20 protein-coding genes and 5 tRNA genes are annotated in these 19,378 nt (G+C 37.4%); 23 read left to right on the forward strand and 2 right to left on the reverse strand.

Annotated elements, in window-relative coordinates; all coding sequences use genetic code 11:
- Positions 1 to 19 precede the first annotated feature (19 nt).
- From A2U94_RS02170 to phoU, 13 genes are all read left to right on the forward strand, one after another.
- A tRNA-Asn gene (locus A2U94_RS02170) sits at positions 20 to 94 on the forward strand.
- A 1-nt stretch (position 95) separates the two neighbouring features.
- Positions 96 to 169: transfer RNA gene (locus A2U94_RS02175), tRNA-Met, on the forward strand.
- A gap of 33 nt (positions 170 to 202) precedes the next feature.
- Positions 203 to 277 (forward strand) — tRNA-Asn (locus tag A2U94_RS02180).
- A 1-nt stretch (position 278) separates the two neighbouring features.
- Positions 279 to 355, forward strand: a tRNA-Ile gene (locus A2U94_RS02185).
- A 10-nt stretch (positions 356 to 365) separates the two neighbouring features.
- Positions 366 to 458: transfer RNA gene (locus tag A2U94_RS02190), tRNA-Ser, on the forward strand.
- A gap of 226 nt (positions 459 to 684) precedes the next feature.
- Entirely contained in the window at positions 685 to 1,293 is a 609-nt protein-coding gene (gene sodA / locus A2U94_RS02195) for a superoxide dismutase SodA (protein WP_025911589.1), read from the forward strand.
- 120 nt (positions 1,294 to 1,413) lie between these two features.
- On the forward strand, positions 1,414 to 2,694 hold the full coding sequence (locus A2U94_RS02200) for an MFS transporter (RefSeq protein ID WP_025911588.1): 1,281 nt from the start codon (positions 1,414 to 1,416) through the stop codon (positions 2,692 to 2,694).
- Positions 2,695 to 2,850: 156 nt separating this feature from the next.
- Entirely contained in the window at positions 2,851 to 5,031 is a 2,181-nt protein-coding gene (locus A2U94_RS02205) for a peptidoglycan D,D-transpeptidase FtsI family protein (RefSeq protein WP_025911587.1), read from the forward strand.
- Between the two features lie 261 nt (positions 5,032 to 5,292).
- A complete protein-coding gene (locus A2U94_RS02210; protein WP_025911586.1) occupies positions 5,293 to 6,243 on the forward strand; it encodes a PstS family phosphate ABC transporter substrate-binding protein in 951 nt (316 codons plus the stop codon).
- A 71-nt stretch (positions 6,244 to 6,314) separates the two neighbouring features.
- Positions 6,315 to 7,271, forward strand: a complete 957-nt coding sequence (pstC, locus tag A2U94_RS02215) for a phosphate ABC transporter permease subunit PstC (protein ID WP_051567222.1) — start codon at positions 6,315 to 6,317, stop codon at positions 7,269 to 7,271.
- 2 nt (positions 7,272 to 7,273) lie between these two features.
- Complete coding sequence (gene pstA / locus A2U94_RS02220) at positions 7,274 to 8,149, forward strand: phosphate ABC transporter permease PstA (protein WP_174521191.1); 876 nt, start codon at positions 7,274 to 7,276, stop codon at positions 8,147 to 8,149.
- A gap of 66 nt (positions 8,150 to 8,215) precedes the next feature.
- Positions 8,216 to 9,007 carry a phosphate ABC transporter ATP-binding protein PstB gene (gene pstB, locus A2U94_RS02225; protein WP_231882729.1) on the forward strand — a complete coding sequence of 264 codons (792 nt, stop codon included), beginning with the start codon at positions 8,216 to 8,218 and terminating at the stop codon, positions 9,005 to 9,007.
- Positions 9,008 to 9,037: 30 nt separating this feature from the next.
- On the forward strand, positions 9,038 to 9,697 hold the full coding sequence (gene phoU, locus A2U94_RS02230) for a phosphate signaling complex protein PhoU (RefSeq protein WP_025911582.1): 660 nt from the start codon (positions 9,038 to 9,040) through the stop codon (positions 9,695 to 9,697).
- Between the two features lie 36 nt (positions 9,698 to 9,733).
- Here the strand turns inward: phoU and A2U94_RS02235 are convergent, their stop codons facing one another.
- Complete coding sequence (locus A2U94_RS02235; RefSeq protein ID WP_025911580.1) at positions 9,734 to 10,162, reverse strand: endolytic transglycosylase MltG; 429 nt, start codon at positions 10,160 to 10,162, stop codon at positions 9,734 to 9,736.
- The gene (locus A2U94_RS02240; RefSeq protein WP_025911579.1) at positions 10,155 to 10,460 is read right to left on the reverse strand and encodes a hypothetical protein; all 306 of its coding nucleotides are present in this window, start codon (positions 10,458 to 10,460) and stop codon (positions 10,155 to 10,157) included. Before A2U94_RS02240 ends, A2U94_RS02235 begins: the two co-directional genes overlap by 8 nt.
- A 128-nt stretch (positions 10,461 to 10,588) precedes the next feature.
- Between A2U94_RS02240 and A2U94_RS02245 the strand changes: the two genes are divergently transcribed.
- The 10 genes from A2U94_RS02245 to A2U94_RS02285 all read left to right on the forward strand — a co-directional run bounded on the left by A2U94_RS02245 (position 10,589) and on the right by A2U94_RS02285 (position 19,365).
- A complete protein-coding gene (locus A2U94_RS02245) occupies positions 10,589 to 11,083 on the forward strand; it encodes a DUF4912 domain-containing protein (RefSeq protein ID WP_025911577.1) in 495 nt (164 codons plus the stop codon).
- A complete protein-coding gene (locus tag A2U94_RS02250; RefSeq protein WP_025911576.1) occupies positions 11,076 to 13,340 on the forward strand; it encodes a glycosyltransferase in 2,265 nt (754 codons plus the stop codon). The genes A2U94_RS02245 and A2U94_RS02250 overlap by 8 nt, the downstream gene beginning before the upstream one ends.
- On the forward strand, positions 13,337 to 14,443 hold the full coding sequence (locus A2U94_RS02255) for a nucleotidyltransferase family protein (RefSeq protein WP_025911575.1): 1,107 nt from the start codon (positions 13,337 to 13,339) through the stop codon (positions 14,441 to 14,443). Before A2U94_RS02250 ends, A2U94_RS02255 begins: the two co-directional genes overlap by 4 nt.
- 186 nt (positions 14,444 to 14,629) lie before the next feature.
- A complete protein-coding gene (rpmG, locus tag A2U94_RS02260) occupies positions 14,630 to 14,779 on the forward strand; it encodes a 50S ribosomal protein L33 (RefSeq protein WP_013059189.1) in 150 nt (49 codons plus the stop codon).
- Positions 14,780 to 14,839: 60 nt separating this feature from the next.
- The gene (locus A2U94_RS02265; RefSeq protein WP_025911572.1) at positions 14,840 to 15,412 is read left to right on the forward strand and encodes a 5-formyltetrahydrofolate cyclo-ligase; all 573 of its coding nucleotides are present in this window, start codon (positions 14,840 to 14,842) and stop codon (positions 15,410 to 15,412) included.
- Positions 15,381 to 16,202, forward strand: a complete 822-nt coding sequence (locus tag A2U94_RS02270; protein ID WP_035321355.1) for a DUF92 domain-containing protein — start codon at positions 15,381 to 15,383, stop codon at positions 16,200 to 16,202. The genes A2U94_RS02265 and A2U94_RS02270 overlap by 32 nt, the downstream gene beginning before the upstream one ends.
- 45 nt (positions 16,203 to 16,247) lie before the next feature.
- Positions 16,248 to 16,424 (forward strand): protein YqgO, encoded by a 177-nt coding sequence (yqgO, locus tag A2U94_RS21430; protein ID WP_167556106.1) that lies wholly within the window; start codon positions 16,248 to 16,250, stop codon positions 16,422 to 16,424.
- A 129-nt stretch (positions 16,425 to 16,553) separates the two neighbouring features.
- Positions 16,554 to 18,074 carry a rhomboid family protein gene (locus tag A2U94_RS02275; protein WP_025911570.1) on the forward strand — a complete coding sequence of 507 codons (1,521 nt, stop codon included), beginning with the start codon at positions 16,554 to 16,556 and terminating at the stop codon, positions 18,072 to 18,074.
- A 116-nt stretch (positions 18,075 to 18,190) separates the two neighbouring features.
- Positions 18,191 to 18,391, forward strand: coding sequence for a YqgQ family protein (locus tag A2U94_RS02280; RefSeq protein WP_025911569.1), 201 nt, complete (start codon positions 18,191 to 18,193; stop codon positions 18,389 to 18,391).
- An 8-nt stretch (positions 18,392 to 18,399) separates the two neighbouring features.
- On the forward strand, positions 18,400 to 19,365 hold the full coding sequence (locus A2U94_RS02285; RefSeq protein ID WP_025911568.1) for an ROK family glucokinase: 966 nt from the start codon (positions 18,400 to 18,402) through the stop codon (positions 19,363 to 19,365).
- Positions 19,366 to 19,378 lie beyond the last annotated feature (13 nt).

The raw sequence follows: 19,378 nt of genomic DNA on the forward strand, positions 1-19,378 counted from the left end.
CTAATAAATGTTATATCGTTCCACAGTAGCTCAGTGGTAGAGCAATCGGCTGTTAACCGATCGGTCGTAGGTTCGAGTCCTACCTGTGGAGCCATGGCGGTGTAGCTCAGCTGGCTAGAGCGTACGGTTCATACCCGTGAGGTCGGGGGTTCGATCCCCTCCGCCGCTATTCCTTTAAGTGACAAAGCATACATACTATTATTCCACAGTAGCTCAGTGGTAGAGCAATCGGCTGTTAACCGATCGGTCGTAGGTTCGAGTCCTACCTGTGGAGCCAAGGACCCTTAGCTCAGCTGGTTAGAGCAGACGGCTCATAACCGTCCGGTCGCAGGTTCGAGTCCTGCAGGGTCCACCATGAAAAGGTTGGAGGAATACCCAAGTCCGGCTGAAGGGATCGGTCTTGAAAACCGACAGGGGTGTTAAAGCCCGCGGGGGTTCGAATCCCTCTTCCTCCGCCATACATATTGTTGATTAATCTTTCTTTACAATTGTGAAGAAAGATTTTTTATTTTGTTTTCAAATAAAATTTTACGTTTAAATAGGATAGACAGTGGGAAACAGGTAAATATAAGTGATGATTAAATGCTTTTTCATTGAAAGCGTAGGTTAAATTTGCTAATCTAAAAACATGAGGTGAGTTTTCTTTCACCAAATTAGGTATATATTTTAAAGGAGGAATTACCCATGGCTTACGAATTACCACAATTACCTTATGCATATGATGCACTTGAACCACACATCGACAAAGAAACGATGAACATTCACCATACGAAACACCATAACACTTACGTTACAAACTTAAACGCAGCAGTAGAAGGAAAAGCTGATTTAGCTTCTAAAAGTGTTGAAGAGTTAATCTCAAATATGGATGCTGTACCAGAAGATATCCGTACAGCAGTACGTAACAATGGTGGTGGACATGCTAACCACTCATTATTCTGGACAATTCTTTGCCCTAACGGTGGCGGCGAGCCAACAGGCGAGTTAGCAGACGCAATTAGCAGTAAGTTTGGAAGCTTTGACGCATTCAAAGATGCATTCGCTAAAGCAGCAACTACACGCTTCGGTTCTGGCTGGGCTTGGTTAGTTGTAAACAACGGTGAATTAGAAGTAACAAGTACACCAAACCAAGATAGCCCACTAATGGAAGGTAAAACACCAATCCTAGGACTAGACGTTTGGGAGCATGCTTACTACTTAAACTACCAAAACCGTCGTCCAGATTACATTTCAGCATTCTTTAATGTAATTAAATGGGACGAAGTTGCAAAACGCTACGCAGCAGCAAAATAATGAGAGAAAAAACCAGTAAAGCAATTATTGCCTTTACTGGTTTTTTTGTTTTCCAATTCTTTTACATATCTCCTTTTCTTTTTCACACACTAGGGGTAGAAGAGAAAAGGAGTTTTTTATATGCCTTTATTAAAAAAAGTTGTTGGAGATGTAGAAGTTAATAAAGATTTATTGTTATTACTTATCATTGGAGGGCTATATGCTTTAGCCATTTCAATTTCAAATTCATTTGTAAACGTGTATTTATGGAAACAAACAGGAGAGTTTTCTGCTTTAGCGATTTATAATTTAGTCATTGTTATCTTTCAGCCATTAACCTTTATTTTAGCAGGAAGGTGGGCTAAAAAAATTGATCGAGTCGTTGTGCTTCGATTAGGTGTTTCGTTTCTATCTGTTTTCTATATCGTGGTGTTGATGGTAGGTGACCGTGCCGATGAATTTTTAATTCTTCTCGGTGCTCTTTTAGGAATAGGGTATGGATTTTATTGGTTAGCATTTAACGTGTTAACGTTTGAAATTACAGAACCTGATACACGGGACTTTTTCAATGGTTTTCTAGGAGTATTAAATTCGTTTGCTGGAATGATTGGACCTCTAGGAGCGGGCTTTATTATTGCTAGCTTATACGAATACATTGGTTATCGTGTGGTCTTTGGCGTTTCACTCCTAATGTTTGTTTGTGCAGTTGTCCTTAGCTTCTTTTTACAAAGACGTCCAGCTGAGGGCGTATATAAATTTAGAGAAGTACTAAGAGAAAGGAAATACAATCGAGACTGGCGCAGAATCTTATATGCACACGTATTTCAAGGAATTAGAGAAGGGACATTCATTTTCGTGGTGTCAGTATTGGTTTTTATTACAACTGACAGTGAACTCGCACTTGGTACGTTTGGATTGGTAAATTCAGCTGTAGCTTTTGTTGCGTACTATGTTGCTTCTAGGTTTATTAAACAAAAAGACCGCTTAAAGTTTATTTTGGCAGGTGGAATCCTTCTGTATGGTTCAGTCTTTCTATTGTTGTTTAACTTATCATATACAAACCTCATTTTATATGCGATTTGTATCGCAATCGGCTACCCTATTTTGCTGGTACCGTATATGTCCTTAACGTATGATGTGATTGGTCGAGCTAAAGACATTGTTTCTAAACGTATTGAGTATATTGTTGTTCGAGATGTATTCTTAAATATTGGACGCATTATTTCAATTGGCTCTTTTCTCATTGCTGTGGTCTTTTTTAATGAACAGCAAAGTTTACCCATACTGTTAGCTGTTATCGGCGCAGGACACTGTTGTATTTACTTCTGTGTTCGCAACATTTCTCAACCTACGAACAAACACACCCCTAAGTCGGTTACACAGCCAGCTTTAAATGAAGGAGACGGTGAATCTCCAGCATAATGGGGATAGATAATTACTTTGTACTATAGAAATTAGCACAAAATTCTTTTACAATAGACACAGCATAAATAGACACCTTTAAGGTGTCTATTTATTTGCCAAAATGAAAAAATTATGATGAGATTATATATATGTTGATAAATTGTAGGTGAAGAAATGAAAAAGAAAAATAAACGTAAAAGTCATGTCTCGTTTCGGATGAACATTTTATTTCTAGGCATCTTTGCGCTGTTTTCGGTACTGATATTACGTTTAGGTTTAGTACAAATTGTACATGGGGAAAGTTACCAACGTGAAGTTGAGCGTACCGAGGACGTAACCGTTAATACTCCGGTTCCGCGAGGTAGAATGTACGATCGTTATAATCGTGTGATTGTCGACAATACACCTCTAAATGCGATTACATATACGCGCTTCCAAGGTAACACTGCGGAAGAGCGATTGAAAATCGCTCGACAATTAGCAAAGTTAATTGATGTTCCTTACTCAACGGATGCAATTGATGTACCAGAAAAAACAGTGGATGAAAATGCTGAGGACATTGTAAAAATCACAGAGCGTGATTTAAAAGATTATTGGATTATGCTCAATCCAAAAGAAGCTGAAAAGAAAATCAGTGATAGTGACCGAAGTAAAGTAGAAGCGGGAGAAATGACGGATGAAGAGCTTTATAACCGTCAATTAAGCCGCATTACAAAGCGAGATTTACAAACATTAGCTGATGACTTAGAAGTTTTGGTAATTAAAAGACAAATGGAAGCGGGTTATGCCCAAACTCCTCAAATTATTAAGAAAAACGTAACGCCGGCTGAATTTGCTATTGTTAGTGAAAATTTATCGCAGCTTCCAGGTGTTGATACAACCACTTACTGGGAACGCTATTACCCACAAGGCGGTACGCTTCGTACACTTTTAGGGAATGTATCATCAGCCAATGAAGGTCTTCCAAGAGATAAAGTGGACTACTATCTGTCCAGAGGATACAGTCGTAATGATCAAGTCGGTACGAGCTATCTTGAAAAAGAATACGAATCACAGCTTAAAGGTCAAAAAGAGCAGGTTCAATATATAACGGATCGAAGCGGAAATCTTATCGATACCTTACAATTAACTGAAGGGCAGCGCGGAAGTGATTTAGTGTTAACTATTGATATAGAGCTTCAACAAGCAGTAGAAGAAGCTATTACAAAACAATTAATTGAGAAGAAACAAATGTCTGGTACAAGATTTTTAGACCGAGCGTTTGTTGTTATGATGGATCCGAATACGGGTGAAATCCTAACAATGGCAGGTAAGAGATATACAACGGATTCCAAAACAGGTGCTGCTAAAATTGAAGATTTTGCATTAGGGAATTTATCAACTTCATACACGATGGGCTCTGTAGTAAAAGGGGCTACTGTATTAGCAGGGTTAGATTCTGGTGCAATTACAACTAATACAATCTTTGTCGACGAGCCAATTAAGTTTGCGGGAACGAAAGAAAAGAAATCCTTTAAAAATATGGGACCAATCAATTACTCTACAGCACTAAAACAATCGTCAAACGTATTTATGTTTAAAACGGTTATGGCGATGGCTGATGTGCAGTATCGATATAATGGTTCTTTACCAATTAAAGCAAATACGTTTGCGCAGCTTCGCTCGTACTACAGTCAATTTGGTCTTGGCGTGTCTACTGGTATTGAGCTTGATAATGAAGCGACGGGCTTCCAAGGTGGAAGCAGCATCCCGGGTACAGCTCTTGACTTAGCTATTGGTCAATATGATACGTATACGCCTCTTCAAGTTGTTCAATACGCATCAACAATTGCAAACGGTGGCTATCGTATTAAGCCTCAGATTGTAAAAGAAATTCGGAAACCAACAATTAAAGAAGAAGAAATTGGCGGTGTTGAATACTCGTTCGAAACGCAAGTATTAAACCGAATTACTATGAAGCAGGAATATATTAAAGCTGTACAAAGTGGACTTAAGAGGGTAACTCAAGAGCAAGGTGGAAGTGGATATGCAGCATTTGCAAGCGCTCCTTATAATCCAGCTGGAAAATCTGGTACGGCACAGGCTTATGAGAAAAACCCGAATGGCGGGGATCCAATTGCAGTTAATAATTCTACATTTATCGCTTATGCTCCGGCAGATAACCCAGAAGTAGCAATGGCAGTAGTTGTTCCTTCAGCATTCACACCAAGTAGCCCGAATAATATTACAAAAGAACTTGCTCGTGAATCAATGGATTTATACTTTGATTTAAAGCAAAAGGGTGAAAAGGAAGTAGATGAGCAAGAACAACAGCAACAAGTAATTGATGTAGAAGCTACAAATGCAGAAGAATAGCAAAGAAAAAAGGCGCTGAAACCTCAGCGTCTTTTTTTATATGCTCTTTTTTCTTAAGGGAATAATATTTCTAAATATAAGTAGTAAGAACATAGAATAAAATCCAAAAATAAGAAAAAAGACTGTTGTTTTTCCATTGGTTTAAGTAAAAAGACCTTGATTTACAAAAGCTTTACATTTGCTTAAAACGGAATTAATAGTTGGGCTTTAATGTATAGCTTGTAGGACAAAACAACGAAATGTCGTAGGAGGAATTTGAGAATGAAAAGCTTTAAATTTCTAGCAATGTCAGCAGTAATCGGATCATCAGTTGTGCTAGCAGCATGTGGCGGCGGTCAAGGAAGTGACGCTGGTGACTCAGGTGAACAATTAAAAGGAAATGTGGCAATTGACGGTTCATCTACTGTGTATCCAATTATGGAGGCAGTTGGCGAAGAATATATGGCAACTCAACCTAGAGTTCAAGTATCCGTTGGTTTGTCTGGAACGGGCGGTGGATTTGAAAAATTCACAAAAGGTGAAACGGATTTAAGTAACGCATCTCGTCCAATTAAAGATGAAGAAAAGAAAGCAGCTGAAGAAGGCGGCGTAGACGTTCAAGAGTTTGAACTAGCTTACGACGGACTATCAGTTGTTATCAATAAAGAAAATGATTGGGTTGATCATTTAACAGTTGAAGAACTAGAAAAAATGTGGGTTAACGATGGAAAAGCAAAAAAATGGTCTGATATTCGTGAAGGCTGGCCAGATGAAGAAATTAAATTCTATTCTCCAGGACATGACTCTGGGACATTTGATTACTTTGATGAAGTAATTTTAGATGGAAAAGAAATTACAGAGTCTGCAACATTATCAGAGGATGATAACGTGTTGGTAAACGGTGTAACGGGTGATAAAAACGCAATTGGTTACTTCGGTTACGCGTATTACTCTGAAAACAAAGATAAGTTAAAAGTTGTACCAATTGATGGTGGAAACGGTCCAGTGGAACCAACAAAAGAGACGGTTATGAGCGGTGAATACGCACCATTATCTCGTCCGCTATTTACTTATGCAAGTGTTGGAGCACTAAAAGATAAAGAGCAAGTATATGACTATGTTAAATTTACGCTTGAAAATGCAGGAGAGCTTGCTGAAGAAGTAGGTTATGTGAGCTTAAAAGATGAAGAATATGACGAGCAGTTAAAAACGCTTGAAGGTTTAAAGAAATAGACAAATGAAGATGAGGAGCAGCGCAACGCTTGCTTCTCATCTTTCCATGCGATGGAAGGGAGTTTACTACATTGGCTTTAGCGAATAATGGCAACACTAAGAAGGGTTCGATTCGAGAATTAATAAAGCAAAATAAATCAAAAAAAGGCGCATCAATGATTATAGAGAAAGTGATGCCAATTTTGCTTTTCTGTACGGCTGCTGTATCCGCATTAACAACCGTGGGGATTTTGTTCACATTAATTTTTGAAACAATTATGTTCTTTGAAAGAGTATCTTTTGTTGAGTTTATTACAGGTCAAAAATGGCTTCCGTTTATTGAGAAAGCAGGTAACTTTGGAGTTTTACCACTTGTTACGGGAACGCTATTGATTACTGTAATTGCAATGGTCGTTGCTATTCCAGTTGGATTAGCAGCAGCAATTTTTTTGAGTGAGTACGCGTCGGATCGAACAAGACGTATTATTAAACCGATTTTAGAAGTATTAGCAGGTATCCCAACAATTGTATATGGATTCTTTGCTTTAACATTTGTTACACCGCTTTTAAAAGATGTTATTCCAGATTTAGGGTTATTTAATGCTTTAAGTCCAGGTATTGTAGTTGGTGTCATGATTATTCCTATGATTGCTTCTCTATCAGAAGATGCAATGAGTTCTGTACCTCAATCAATGAGAGAAGGAGCTTTAGCTTTAGGAGCAACACGTTTAGAGGTGGCATTAAAAGTGGTGTTACCAGCAGCTCTGTCGGGAATTATCGCATCGTTTGTACTCGGTATTTCGCGTGCAATTGGTGAAACGATGATTGTTACAGTAGCTGGTGGAGCTACGCCGACAATGGCACTAGACGTAACGGGTTCAATTCAAACGATGACTGCGTATATCGTTCAGGTTGCAACGGGAGATGCAGGGTATGGAACGACTGTTTATTACAGTATCTATGCTGTGGGAATGACGTTATTCGTCTTTACACTCATTATGAACCTACTAGCTCAGTTTATTACAAAGCGCTTTAGGGAGGAGTACTAATTATGTACGTGGATCGCGAGCAAGTACAACAACGTATGCATGGGCGGTTATTAAAAAATAGTATTTTAAGGTTCATTTTTTTCTGTGCAACGATTTTTGGATTAGCAGTTCTGGGTATGCTTTTATATCGGGTATTGACTCAAGGATTAGGCTGGCTTGATGCAGGTTTTTTACAAAACTTTGCATCGAGAAGACCAGAAGATGCTGGAATTAAAGCGGCACTAGTTGGCTCCTTATGGCTGATGGCTGTCATTGCACCAGTATCATTGATTTTAGGAGTAGGAACAGCGCTTTATTTGGAAGAGTACGCAAAGAAAAATAAATTTAATGATTTCATTAAATTAAACATTTCTAACTTAGCAGGTGTACCTTCAATTGTGTTTGGATTATTGGGATTAACCATTTTTGTTCGTGAGTTATCGTTAGGAAGAAGTATTTTAGCAGCTGGATTAACAATGAGTTTGTTAATCTTACCGGTTATTGTAGTAGCGGCACAGGAAGCCATTAGGTCAGTGCCAACTCATTTACGTGAAGCTTCGTTTGGAATGGGAGCAACTAAGTGGCAAACGATTTACCGTGTGGTACTGCCGGCAGCAATCCCTGGTATTTTAACAGGAAGCATTTTAGCTTTATCAAGAGCGGTAGGGGAAACAGCACCGCTTGTAGTAGTTGGCTTGCCTACATTCATTGCCTTCTTGCCAGCTGGTGTATTAGATACCGCAACGGCTTTACCGATGCAAATTTATAACTGGACGAGTCGACCGCAAGCAGACTTCCAAAGCGTAGCAGCAGCAGGAATTATCGTGTTATTAGTGTTCTTAATTGTAATGAACTCCATTGCTGTATTTATTCGTAACAAATTTCAAAAGCGTTATTAAGCTTAATTGAATGATGATAGTAGGATGAAGGAGGAGCTTTCCATGACAATCACAATCGATCAAAAAATGACAGGGGAAAATATAAATCCCATTAACAAACCAAAAGAAATTGTTTATAAAACAAAAGGTTTAAACTTATGGTACGGAGAAAATCAAGCGTTAAAAAACATTGATTTAGATATTCATGAAAATGAAGTAACAGCCATTATTGGTCCATCAGGATGCGGGAAATCTACGTATATTAAAACGTTAAATCGAATGGTTGAAATGAGTCCAATTGTAAAAACGTCTGGTGAAATTGAATATCGTGGACAAAATATCTTTAATAAGTCATATCGAGTAGAAGAGCTTCGTACACAAGTAGGAATGGTTTTTCAAAAGCCAAACCCATTCCCAAAATCAATTTATGATAATATAGCTTATGGACCACGTATTCACGGCATTCGCAATAAAAAAATTTTAGATGAAATTGTGGAAAAAAGCCTACGCGGTGCGGCAATTTGGGACGAAGTAAAGGACCGCTTAAATCAAAATGCTTATGGGTTATCAGGTGGTCAACAGCAGCGTTTATGCATTGCTAGATGTTTGGCAATTGAACCAGACGTAATCTTAATGGATGAACCAACGTCTGCTCTTGATCCAATCTCAACGTTAAAAGTGGAAGAGCTTGTTCAAGAACTGAAGAAGGAATTCAGTATCATTATCGTAACGCATAATATGCAGCAGGCTGCACGTATTTCAGATAAAACAGCATTTTTCTTAAATGGAGAAGTTGTTGAGTTTGCAGAGACTGATCGAATTTTCTCAAACCCATCTGATAGACGAACAGAAGACTATATTACAGGACGTTTTGGTTAATAGTTGATCAATTAAGAGGAGATGGACTACATGGTTGTACGTGAAAAGTTTCATGCTGATTTAAAAATTTTACGTGAAAAGCTTTTAGAGATTGGTCGGTTAACAGAAGAAGCGTTAGCAAAAGCTATTGAAGCTTTACAAACGCAAAATGTCGATTTAGCGCTAGAGATTATTGATGGTGACACGGAAATTGATCAACTTGAAGAAGAGATTAATGACTTAGCTATTCTATTGCTTGCAAAACAGCAGCCAGTTGCCACTGATTTAAGAAGAGTTATTGTAGCTATTAAGATTGCTTCTGACGTTGAGCGTATGGCAGATTTTGCAGTGAACATCGCTAAATCAGCAATTCGAATTGGAAAAGAAGACTTAATTAAGCCGCTAGAGCATGTGAAAAAGATGCATGCTATTTCAATTGAAATGCTTAGCTTGTCATTAAAGGCATATCATGAAGAGGACCTAACCCTTGCTAAAAAAGTTGCTGAAATGGATGATGAAGTAGATGAGCTTTACGGAATTACCATTAAAGAGCTGCTTAACCTTGCGAAAGAAAAGCAAGAAGCTATGAATCAAATTACGCAGCTGTTATTTATTGCTCGTTACTTGGAAAGAATGGCAGATCATACAACAAACGTAGCAGAAAGCGTATTTTACTTAGTAAAAGGAAAACGCTATGACTTAAATGAATAACAAAATAAGAAGCGCTCAGCTAATGCTGGGCGCTTCTTATTTTGTTAAAGTGTTAACAATTTGCTCTAAACTCATATTCGATGTAAGCGTATAGGTACCAACTTGGAATTTTGTGCTCGCATTTTTTTGAGCAACGAGATTCTCAAATTCATCAGTCGAATCAATAATATGATTGTTTACTAATGTATGTGCAATATCTAAACTAGACATTCCTGCTTTTATAGAGATTGATACTTCACTTGTTTTAGATTTAGTCTCTTGCTTCTCAAAAGCAGGTTTTAATGAATCTTCGTATTCTTTCTTTTTAATTAATACATACTGGTGGTCCTCTGCATAAGCATGTAGATCAGCATCGCTAATTTTCAAAGAAGTAGCGTTTTTCTCTTGAATAACATAAACGACAGCTAAAATTGAAGTGGCTGTTAATATCCCAATAGCAAATCCTCGTATCGTTAAACTATTCATGGCGATTTACTCCTTGTACGTTAAGCAGTCGTTTTACGTCTTCTTTATGAAGATGCTGCTGGTTTGGAGGTAGAGCATTAGCATGGGCCGAATGAGTTGCTGTATCAGGATCTTCGTCAGATAATAGGGCTTCTTCTAACAAATCTAAGCGCTTAGTGGTTTGATATTGATCTTGTAGAACAGTCAATGAAAGGTGCTCTAGCTGTTTTTCTACGGATTGTATTTTTGTTTCCTTTAAAAAAGAAAATAAAAGTAAAAATAGGGAAAGTGCAATTAGGGTAATAAAAGCATATAACATGTGGTTCACCTCTTACAAAAGATAAAATCAATCTATGATACCATAAATCGACAAATTGTGTTTATTGTTACAGTTTTTTCTTAGTGGTAATATGACAATAAGTATATCTTAAGTAAAGTGGTGAGGCTTTGAAGACAAAAGTAAATGAATTGGATGTATGCGTTGTAAATCGAGTAAACGCTTCAGCTTTGTATGTACATTGGTCTTTTTCTGACGCTATTCAGGAAATGGTGGAAAAGATGTATCAAAAGAAATGGAATGATCTGGCATTTGCTCTGTGTATTTATGATGTAACCGGTCTTAGCGTCACATTTGATGGGCATCAATCAAAGCGTCATACGCTTTTAGAGGTGTACAGCAATCAGACAGAAGCATTCTTAAAAGATATGGATACGAACTGTACATATGTTGTAGATGTGGGCGTATACGAACACCATTTCTTTGCACTGATACGTTCAAGTAGAGTTCAGCTGGGAACAAGTATAGAACCTAAGCAATTGGATCAAACGAAGTGGTCCTGGAGTGAAAATGCACCGCAAACGGATTATGTTCATGATGACTGCTTTAGCACGTATTCTTATTATACAAATGAGTGGAACAAGGTGAATCAAAGTGATGAATGACTTTAATTGCCTAGTAATTAATATGGAAGACCCAGTCTATGACATGGTTCATTGGAGTGAAGCGAATGAAAAAGCATTATTTGAGCATTTAGTTAGAAAGTATCTCCCACTTGTACATTACATTCAAAATAATGGCTTAAAAGGTGCTTCAATTATTCTCTCTTCTTTAATTTTAGGAATTTTGGATCATAATGGCTTTAATCAACGATTTAATCACTTCATACAACGTCAAGGTCAATTTGTTGATACTCTGAAGCAGTGGGATGGAAGATTGCTTGACGCGTTAAAGTATTATCAGGATGAACAAATTATAGAGTGTATAGCAATACCTATAACTACGAGGTGTCCATCCCTATTAAAAACATCTAAAGGATACCATTTACAGATTAGCCTTGCAATTGAGCTATTTAATAAATACCTGGGGCAAAGGCCTAAAGGGTTTTACTTGCCAAATGGAGATTATACGTATGAAATTGATAAGTTATTGAAAGCGCATAACGTTGAATATAGTTGTATTGAGGTACAGCACGACTACGGAGTCAATCTGTATACTTCATCAAGCGGTATATTCCTTCTTAAGCATGACGCGCTATTACCTGTCATTTCAAAAAGTGACACAGGTTTACGAAGTTTAAAGGATGGAAAGCTACTATATCAATGTGTAAAAGATATAAACAATCAACAGAAATTAGTGAAGATTTCACCTAAGCATGAGTCATCTAGATATAATCAACCAATCACAGAGGAAAACAGCTGGTTTTATAAGACGATGCAGCAGACAGAAGTAAAGTTAAGCAAGGTTAATAATAAACTGCATAAACTTGAGAGGAAAAAAGAATTAGCGCATACATGGATTATCTTGGCGTCTAGCGAGTGGTTAATTCACTCCAAAGATGACTATAACCGGCAGTTAAAATTATTTAACCAGTTATGTCATGTTGAAGAACAAAAAGTAATGAAGAATGAATATTTACAATGGGTTCCCGATGTGGTGAAAGAATGCGGGATTGCTTATAAAGAGACCAAGAAAGATATCTCCTTATATTTACCGGGAAATATGTCGATTTTAATGCTAGCTTGGGAATATCCACCCCTTGTTATCGGAGGGTTAGCTCGACATGTTTTTGATTTATCCAGAGCTTTGGCGAAATCTGGCCACTATGTGGTCGTTATTACCGCATTTGTAGAAGGGCTACCTTTGTATGAATGTATGTATGGTGTTCATGTCTATCGAGTAAAAAGTTTGCAACCTCATCATGCTGACTTTCTTACGTGGGTAAATAGTTTAAATGTAGCGATGGCATTAGAAGGTATTCGTTTAGCAGCAGCTACGCCGTTTCAAGTAATTCATGCTCATGATTGGTTGGTTGGTACAGCAGCACAGGGTATCGCTAGCCATGTGAAAAAACCGCTCATTACAACAATACATGCAACAGAGCATGGACGGAATAATGGCATTCATAATGAAATGCAGCAAAGAATTCACCAGCGTGAAGAAGAGCTTGTTCATGAGTCCACAGCCATTATTGTATGCAGTACCTATATGAAAAAAGAAATAATGGAATTGTTTAATATAGAGCCAGAGCGCATTTCAATTTTTCCAAACGGCATTGATCAGCACATGGTTGCTAGTGTCGTTAATCGTTCAAAAGAAGTAGCGGTCAAAGGAAAGTTTAAGCTGCGAAATGCACCTATCTTCTTTTCAATTGGTCGCATTGTTTATGAAAAAGGCTTTCAGCTTTTAATTCAAGCTGCAGAATACTTTAAACAGGTAGATATTGATATTCAGTTCATTATTGCGGGTAAAGGGCCCCTCTTGCATGAATTTCAACAACAAATTAAAAATCGAAACCTAGATCAGTATATTAAATTTATTGGCTATATTACGGATGAAGAACGAAACTGCTTGCTACACTTAAGTACCGGAGTAATCTTCCCAAGTCTTTATGAACCATTTGGTATTGTAGCATTAGAAGGAATGGTGGCGAAAAAACCTACAATTGTTTCTGAAACGGGTGGTTTAAAAGATATCGTTAATCATAGGGTAACCGGACTTACGTTCAAACCTGGGGTTGTCGAAGAGTTAATTCATTGCGTTTTCACTGTGATCACAGATTCACAACTGATTCAAGAAATTAGTGAAAAAGGGTATGTTGAGGCAACTACGATGTTTAGTTGGGAACAAATTGCACTGGATACAAGCGCATTGTTTCAAGATCAAATCAAACAGAGTAAAAGGAGGAAGGAAAAGCGTTGAAAGCCATTATACTTGCTGGTGGTAGAGGAACGCGTTTACAGCCGTTAACAAACGACGTTCCAAAACCGATGCTTCCACTCTATGAATATCCTGTTATCGAATATATAGTTGAACTCTTAAAAAAGTATGGAATTAATGAAATTGGCATTACGCTACAGTATCTACCCGAACAGATTATGAATTACTTTGGAGATGGAAAGAAGTGGGGGGTCTCAATTACTTATTTTATTGAAGAGATGCCTCTTGGAACAGCGGGGGGAGTCAAAAAAGCAGATTGGTTTATTGAAGAAGAATGCATCATCATTAGTGGCGATGCTGTAACGGATTTAAATCTAGCTAACGTCATTGCGTTTCATCGTCAACATCAAAGTGAAATGACAATTGTGACGAAGCTTGTGCCAGATGTTACACATTACGGACTCGTATCTGCGAATGACAAAAATGAGGTCACGCGTTTTATTGAAAAGCCAAAGCAATACGAAGCAACTGGAAACTTAATTAATACTGGTATTTATGTAATTCATAAATCAATTTTAAACAGTATTAGCCGTGAAGGAGCAGTTGACTTTAGCTTTGATGTTATTCCCGCACTGTTAAAGAATAATCGTAAAGTCTATCATTATACAACCGCAAACTATTGGATTGATATCGGGCAGCTTCATCATTATAGGCAGGCACATTATGATTTATATGAAAAATTGTTTGGTTCTAATAGTTTGAACCATATTTCAGACACTGCTGTTATTGCAGAGGATGTGAAGGTCATTCCTCCTGTTTATATTGGAGAAGAGGTACAAATCAGATCGGGATGTACAATTGGTCCGTGGGCTGTTATCGGGAAAAACAGTCACATTAATAGTAACGCAACAATTCGAAAAAGTGTTTTGATGAATGATGTTATTGTAAAAAAGAACTGCTTTTTATATGATGTTGCGTTGGAACACGGGATGATTCTTGAAAGAGAAAGTGTGCTTTTAAACGATAAAGCCGAAAGCGGAGCCGTCGCGCGTGTGTTTGATGTGAAGACTAAGCCTCTTTTTAGTATCGCAAAGTTTATGAATCAATTTTCACTTAGAGTGCAAAAACAAAAGAAAGAATTTTAGAAAAATAATCTTTATAAGGAATTTATTAGTTGAAAAATACTCGCTTTACCTTGTATTAGAGATGAAAAGAAATAATATAATCAAAAATTAACTGTGTTAGTTAGAAAAACAGACTGGCATTCCGAAGTAAAAAATGATATTATAGTAAAGTCTGATTTATGTTTATAATGTTTGGAGGGAAAATAGATGCGCGTAAACGTTACATTAGCTTGTACTGAAACTGGTGATCGTAACTACATCACAACTAAAAATAAGCGTAACAACCCAGATCGTCTTGAGTTGAAAAAATATAGCCCAAGACTTAAAAAAGTAACACTTCACCGTGAAACTAAGTAAGCAGTAGGAGAATATTCCTGCTGTTTTTTTTATATAAATATCAGTGTGAGGAGTGAAAAGATGAATAAAGCGGACATGCGACGTAAAATGAAGCAGACGTTATTGAACTTATCGACAGCAGGTACATACAATGCAAAATCCATGTTGATTACAAAGCGGCTCTTAGATACTACCTGGTGGAAAGATGCTGATGTAATTGCAATAACGATTTCTAGAGGACAAGAAGTAGATACAAAACGACTAATTGAAACAGCTTGGTCTCAAGGAAAAACTATCGCTGTTCCAAAGTGCATTTCCGAGCAAAATGAAATGATTTTTCGGAAAATTACATCTTTCTCTCAGCTAGAAGTTGTATATTTTAATTTGCAGGAACCAATTGAATTACAAACAGAGCTTATTAAAAAGAGTGAAATTGATCTCATTCTTGTACCAGGTGTCGTATTTAGTTCAAATGGTTATCGAATTGGATATGGAGGAGGCTATTATGATCGCTTTCTCGTCGATTATGAACAAATGAAGGTAAGCTTGGCTTTTCATGAACAAATCGTACAACGTGTACCGGTTGAATCCCATGATATCCCGGTGGACGCTATTATTACAGATGAGGAGATTATACATTGTGCTCATAAATAGTTTTCTTATTTATGTAATCATTTGTTTTGTATCCTTTATAGGATATGTACTTAGTGTTTTGTCAAGGTCAGGTGCCATTATGGCTGCTGCTGTTGGTATTAGCATTTATATTGGTTTTGAATTAAAAGGTCTATTACTGTTAGGGATGTTTTTTGGAACATCTACGTTTTTTAGTCAATATAAAAAAGTCAAAAAGAAACTAGTGGAAGAAAAAGTAGCTAAGCATGATCAGCGTGATCATATACAGGTAGCTGCAAATGGTGGGGTTGCAGCGCTGAGTGCTCTTTTATTCTTTAGCTTTGAATCCCACGTCTTTTTAATGATGTTTGCCGTTAGTTTAGCAGCGGCTAATGCCGATACGTGGGCTTCTGAAATTGGCGTATTAAGTAAAAAAAAACCAGTCTTTATTTTAACCTTTAAACAGGTAGATCCAGGAACGTCAGGAGCCATTTCGATACTTGGAACAGCAGCGGGTATCGGTGGATCTTTGATTATTGCAGCTACTGCTTTCTATGCTTTTCCCGAGTTATCAATTATAGAGTGCTTATTTATTAGTATGTTTGGCTTTTTAGGAAACCTTATTGATACGTTTTTAGGAGCGACAATTCAGCTAAGATACCGCTGTTCGGTCTGTTTTTTGCAAACTGAAAAAGAACAGCACTGTGGGATTCCAACTCTTTATGAAAAGGGATGGAATTACTGCAATAATGACGCTGTTAACTTGTTATCCGTTATATTTGCTACAATTCTTGGAGGGATTTTTTTTATCTTATGTAAAGCCACGGGATAAAGTAGGTTAAACTGTGCATGCTAAATCGTAAGGAGGTTTAGCGAAATGAAACGTTTTATAGGATGGCTTAGTGTACTTTTAATCGGTTATGTTGTATATCAAATAAGATATCGTTTAGTTAACGTGTTTTTTCGTAATTCGTTTTTACGTAGCTTAGCAGTTCGTTCATTTTTTAATATGCCTTACGTGCGGGAGCGTTTAATGAATCAAGTGTTTCGCTAAATGCAACGCATAATAAAAGCACTTTATAAGTCCACTTATAAAGTGCTTTTATTATGCAGAGAAAAGATTGATTTTTTAAGGGTTTTTTGCGATGGTAATAAAGAGAAAATAATAGGGGGTGCATAATGGATGTCAGCCATGCAAGATTATTATTATTGGTCCTTGGTTCATGCAGTACAACATAATAAAGAATGTTCGATTATACATACGAATCGTGATGGAACAGAAGTGTGGTTTGATTGTAAAGTACACGGTGAAAAAACAACGTTTCGAGTGGCGCGTAAAAGCTTTAGCTGGGAGAACGATCTTCAAAAAGATCAAGTGCTAGCGTTCGAGCGTGCTGAGGGACTACGAAAGCAACGGTTTCAGCGTAGAATAATCTTTCATAATATATACATAATAGATTTTGAACCTTTGCAATACGATGGAAGAGAGCAAAAAAATCTTCAGTTAAAAAAGGTGAAGGTGAAATTAGAAAGGTATGTGGGAGAGCAAGTTTATGAAATAGAGTCGCTATTTTCACATTTAGACTTAGCAGTACCAAATGTTGAAGGGTATTCAGAAGAACAGTTTCTTCATCAAGCTCATCAAATACGCTATGAAGTGTTAAGTCAGATGAATACAGAGCGTAAAGAAGAAGAGAGGTTGTTTCAATATGGAAAGCCTTTCTTTACATACATTTTTCTTGTTGCTCAAATTTTAATGTTTCTATTTTTAGAGTGGAAAGGAAGTAGCGAAGATCCGTTAACTCTCATTGAGTATGGTGCAAAGTACAATCCTCTTATTTTAGAGGGAGAGTGGTGGCGTTTCTTTACGCCAATCATTATACATATTGGTGTTTTTCATCTATTAATGAACAGCTTAGCTCTTTATTATTTAGGAACGTTAGTAGAAAGAATGTATGGTAGCGCACGCTTTTTGTTCATCTATACAGCAGCAGGCTTTGCAGGCGTTTTAGGAAGCTTTGTATGGACTTCAAACTTATCAGCAGGAGCTTCAGGCGCAATATTTGGCTGCTTTGGTGCGCTACTTTTTTTAGCACGTACAAATCCAAGAGTCTTCTTTCGGACAATTGGTTATAATGTGTTAGCTCTTATCGTCATTAACCTTATCTTTGGTTTAGTAGTACCAGGAATTGATAATGCAGGACATATCGGTGGGCTTGTTGGTGGATTCTTAGCTGCCAGCATTGTTAGTTTGCCGAAAAAACCAAAGTTATACGTACAGATACCAGCATTTGTATCAACCGTATTGCTCGTACTGGGCTTGTTATACTATGGTTTTTCTATTCGAACAACAACAGCAGACGAGCCATACGCTCTCAGCTTAGCAAGCGAGTATATTAAACAAAAAAAATATGAAGTAGCAATTAAATCGTTAGATAGCTTTGTAGAACGGGATACAAACAATGCATTGATTTACTATTTAAGAGGATATGCTTACACTGAGCTAAAAGAATATGAACGAGCGGAACAAGAGCTAAAAGAATCTGTGAGGTTAGACTCTAACTTTCATGAAGGCTACTACTACTTAGCTCTATTGAATGCAGAGTTAAATCATGTGGATGAAGCGAAGGAAAACGTAGAAAAGGCATTAGAAATAGAACCAGCTAACAAAGAATATCAAGATTTACAACGGAAATTAAATTGATAAAAATAGACAGAGTACTTAAGATTTTCTGCTTTACTATTGTGAGAACGTTTACTAAAATAAACTAGATAGGATTAAATGGTCTCATTATTTTATGACTATATGCAGGTGAAGAGATGAACACGTTATACGATGTGCAACAACTTTTAAAATCGTTTGGAATTGTTATATATATTGGTAATCGTCAAGCTGATATAGAGTTAATGGAAACAGAGATACGAGAGCTATATCAATCAAAGTTGATTGAAACACAAGATTATCAAATGGCAATTTTATTGCTTAGACAAGAATTACAAAAACAAAAGGAAAAAGGATGAGTAAAAAAATGGATGATAAATGGTTAGTTGGTGTTGACTTAGGCGGTACAACAATTAAGATGGCTTTTGTTAATCAATACGGAGAAGTGATTCATAAATGGGAAATTCCAACGGATATTAGCGAACAAGGGCGAAAAATCCCAACGGATATTGCAAAAGCAATCGACAAAGAAGTCGTGAACTTAGGAGAAAGCAAGTCGAAACTTATGGGGATTGGTATCGGTGCTCCAGGTCCAGTGAATTTTGCAAACGGTTCGATTGAAGTAGCAGTTAACTTAGGGTGGGAAAAATTCCCTATTAAAGATATTCTAGAAGTGGAAACTTCTTTGCCTGTAGTAGTGGACAATGATGCAAACATTGCGGCAATTGGTGAAATGTGGAAAGGTGCAGGAGACGGAGCGAAAGATTTACTATGCGTAACGCTTGGAACAGGTGTAGGAGGAGGGGTTATTGCAAACGGTGAAATCGTTCAAGGAGTAAACGGTGCGGCTGGTGAAATTGGACATATTACATCGGTGCCTGAGGGTGGAGCGCCATGTAACTGTGGGAAAACAGGCTGTTTAGAAACAATTGCTTCTGCAACAGGTGTTGTTCGATTAGCGATGGAAGCAGTGGTGAATACGGATAAGTCAAGCACCCTTCGTACACTTCTAGATGAGCATGATCAAATTACTGCTAAAGACGTTTTTGATGCTGCCCGTGCAAACGATGAATTAGCTGGAGAAGTGGTTGACAAAGTGGCGTTTCATTTAGGACTAGCACTTGCAAATTCGGCTAACGCATTGAACCCCGAGAAAATTGTCCTTGGAGGCGGTGTATCACGTGCAGGAGATGTGTTGCTCGATCCAGTGAAGTCTTACTTTAAAAAGTTTGCGTTCCCAAGAGTAGCTGAAGGAGCAGAGTTGGCAATTGCTACACTTGGTAATGATGCAGGAATTATTGGTGGGGCATGGTTAGTTAAAACATATGTATAAATAGGCGTAAACT

It is taken from the genome of Bacillus sp. VT 712 (assembly GCF_001614195.1).
GTDB classification, from domain to species: domain Bacteria; phylum Bacillota; class Bacilli; order Bacillales; family Bacillaceae_H; genus Priestia; species Priestia flexa.

What these genes read in the sequence shown, in the direction of transcription:
- sodA (WP_025911589.1), top strand. Translation starts at nt 685, where the DNA reads ATGGCTTACGAATTACCACAATTACCTTATGCATATGATGCACTTGAA.
- A2U94_RS02200 (WP_025911588.1), top strand. Translation starts at nt 1,414, where the DNA reads ATGCCTTTATTAAAAAAAGTTGTTGGAGATGTAGAAGTTAATAAAGAT.
- A2U94_RS02205 (WP_025911587.1), top strand. Translation starts at nt 2,851, where the DNA reads ATGAAAAAGAAAAATAAACGTAAAAGTCATGTCTCGTTTCGGATGAAC.
- A2U94_RS02210 (WP_025911586.1), top strand. Translation starts at nt 5,293, where the DNA reads ATGAAAAGCTTTAAATTTCTAGCAATGTCAGCAGTAATCGGATCATCA.
- pstA (WP_174521191.1), top strand. Translation starts at nt 7,274, where the DNA reads ATGTACGTGGATCGCGAGCAAGTACAACAACGTATGCATGGGCGGTTA.
- pstB (WP_231882729.1), top strand. Translation starts at nt 8,216, where the DNA reads ATGACAGGGGAAAATATAAATCCCATTAACAAACCAAAAGAAATTGTT.
- phoU (WP_025911582.1), top strand. Translation starts at nt 9,038, where the DNA reads ATGGTTGTACGTGAAAAGTTTCATGCTGATTTAAAAATTTTACGTGAA.
- A2U94_RS02235 (WP_025911580.1), bottom strand. Translation starts at nt 10,162, where the DNA reads ATGAATAGTTTAACGATACGAGGATTTGCTATTGGGATATTAACAGCC.
- A2U94_RS02240 (WP_025911579.1), bottom strand. Translation starts at nt 10,460, where the DNA reads ATGTTATATGCTTTTATTACCCTAATTGCACTTTCCCTATTTTTACTT.
- A2U94_RS02250 (WP_025911576.1), top strand. Translation starts at nt 11,076, where the DNA reads ATGAATGACTTTAATTGCCTAGTAATTAATATGGAAGACCCAGTCTAT.
- rpmG (WP_013059189.1), top strand. Translation starts at nt 14,630, where the DNA reads ATGCGCGTAAACGTTACATTAGCTTGTACTGAAACTGGTGATCGTAAC.
- A2U94_RS02265 (WP_025911572.1), top strand. Translation starts at nt 14,840, where the DNA reads ATGAATAAAGCGGACATGCGACGTAAAATGAAGCAGACGTTATTGAAC.
- A2U94_RS02270 (WP_035321355.1), top strand. Translation starts at nt 15,381, where the DNA reads ATGAGGAGATTATACATTGTGCTCATAAATAGTTTTCTTATTTATGTA.
- yqgO (WP_167556106.1), top strand. Translation starts at nt 16,248, where the DNA reads ATGAAACGTTTTATAGGATGGCTTAGTGTACTTTTAATCGGTTATGTT.
- A2U94_RS02275 (WP_025911570.1), top strand. Translation starts at nt 16,554, where the DNA reads ATGTCAGCCATGCAAGATTATTATTATTGGTCCTTGGTTCATGCAGTA.
- A2U94_RS02280 (WP_025911569.1), top strand. Translation starts at nt 18,191, where the DNA reads ATGAACACGTTATACGATGTGCAACAACTTTTAAAATCGTTTGGAATT.
- A2U94_RS02285 (WP_025911568.1), top strand. Translation starts at nt 18,400, where the DNA reads ATGGATGATAAATGGTTAGTTGGTGTTGACTTAGGCGGTACAACAATT.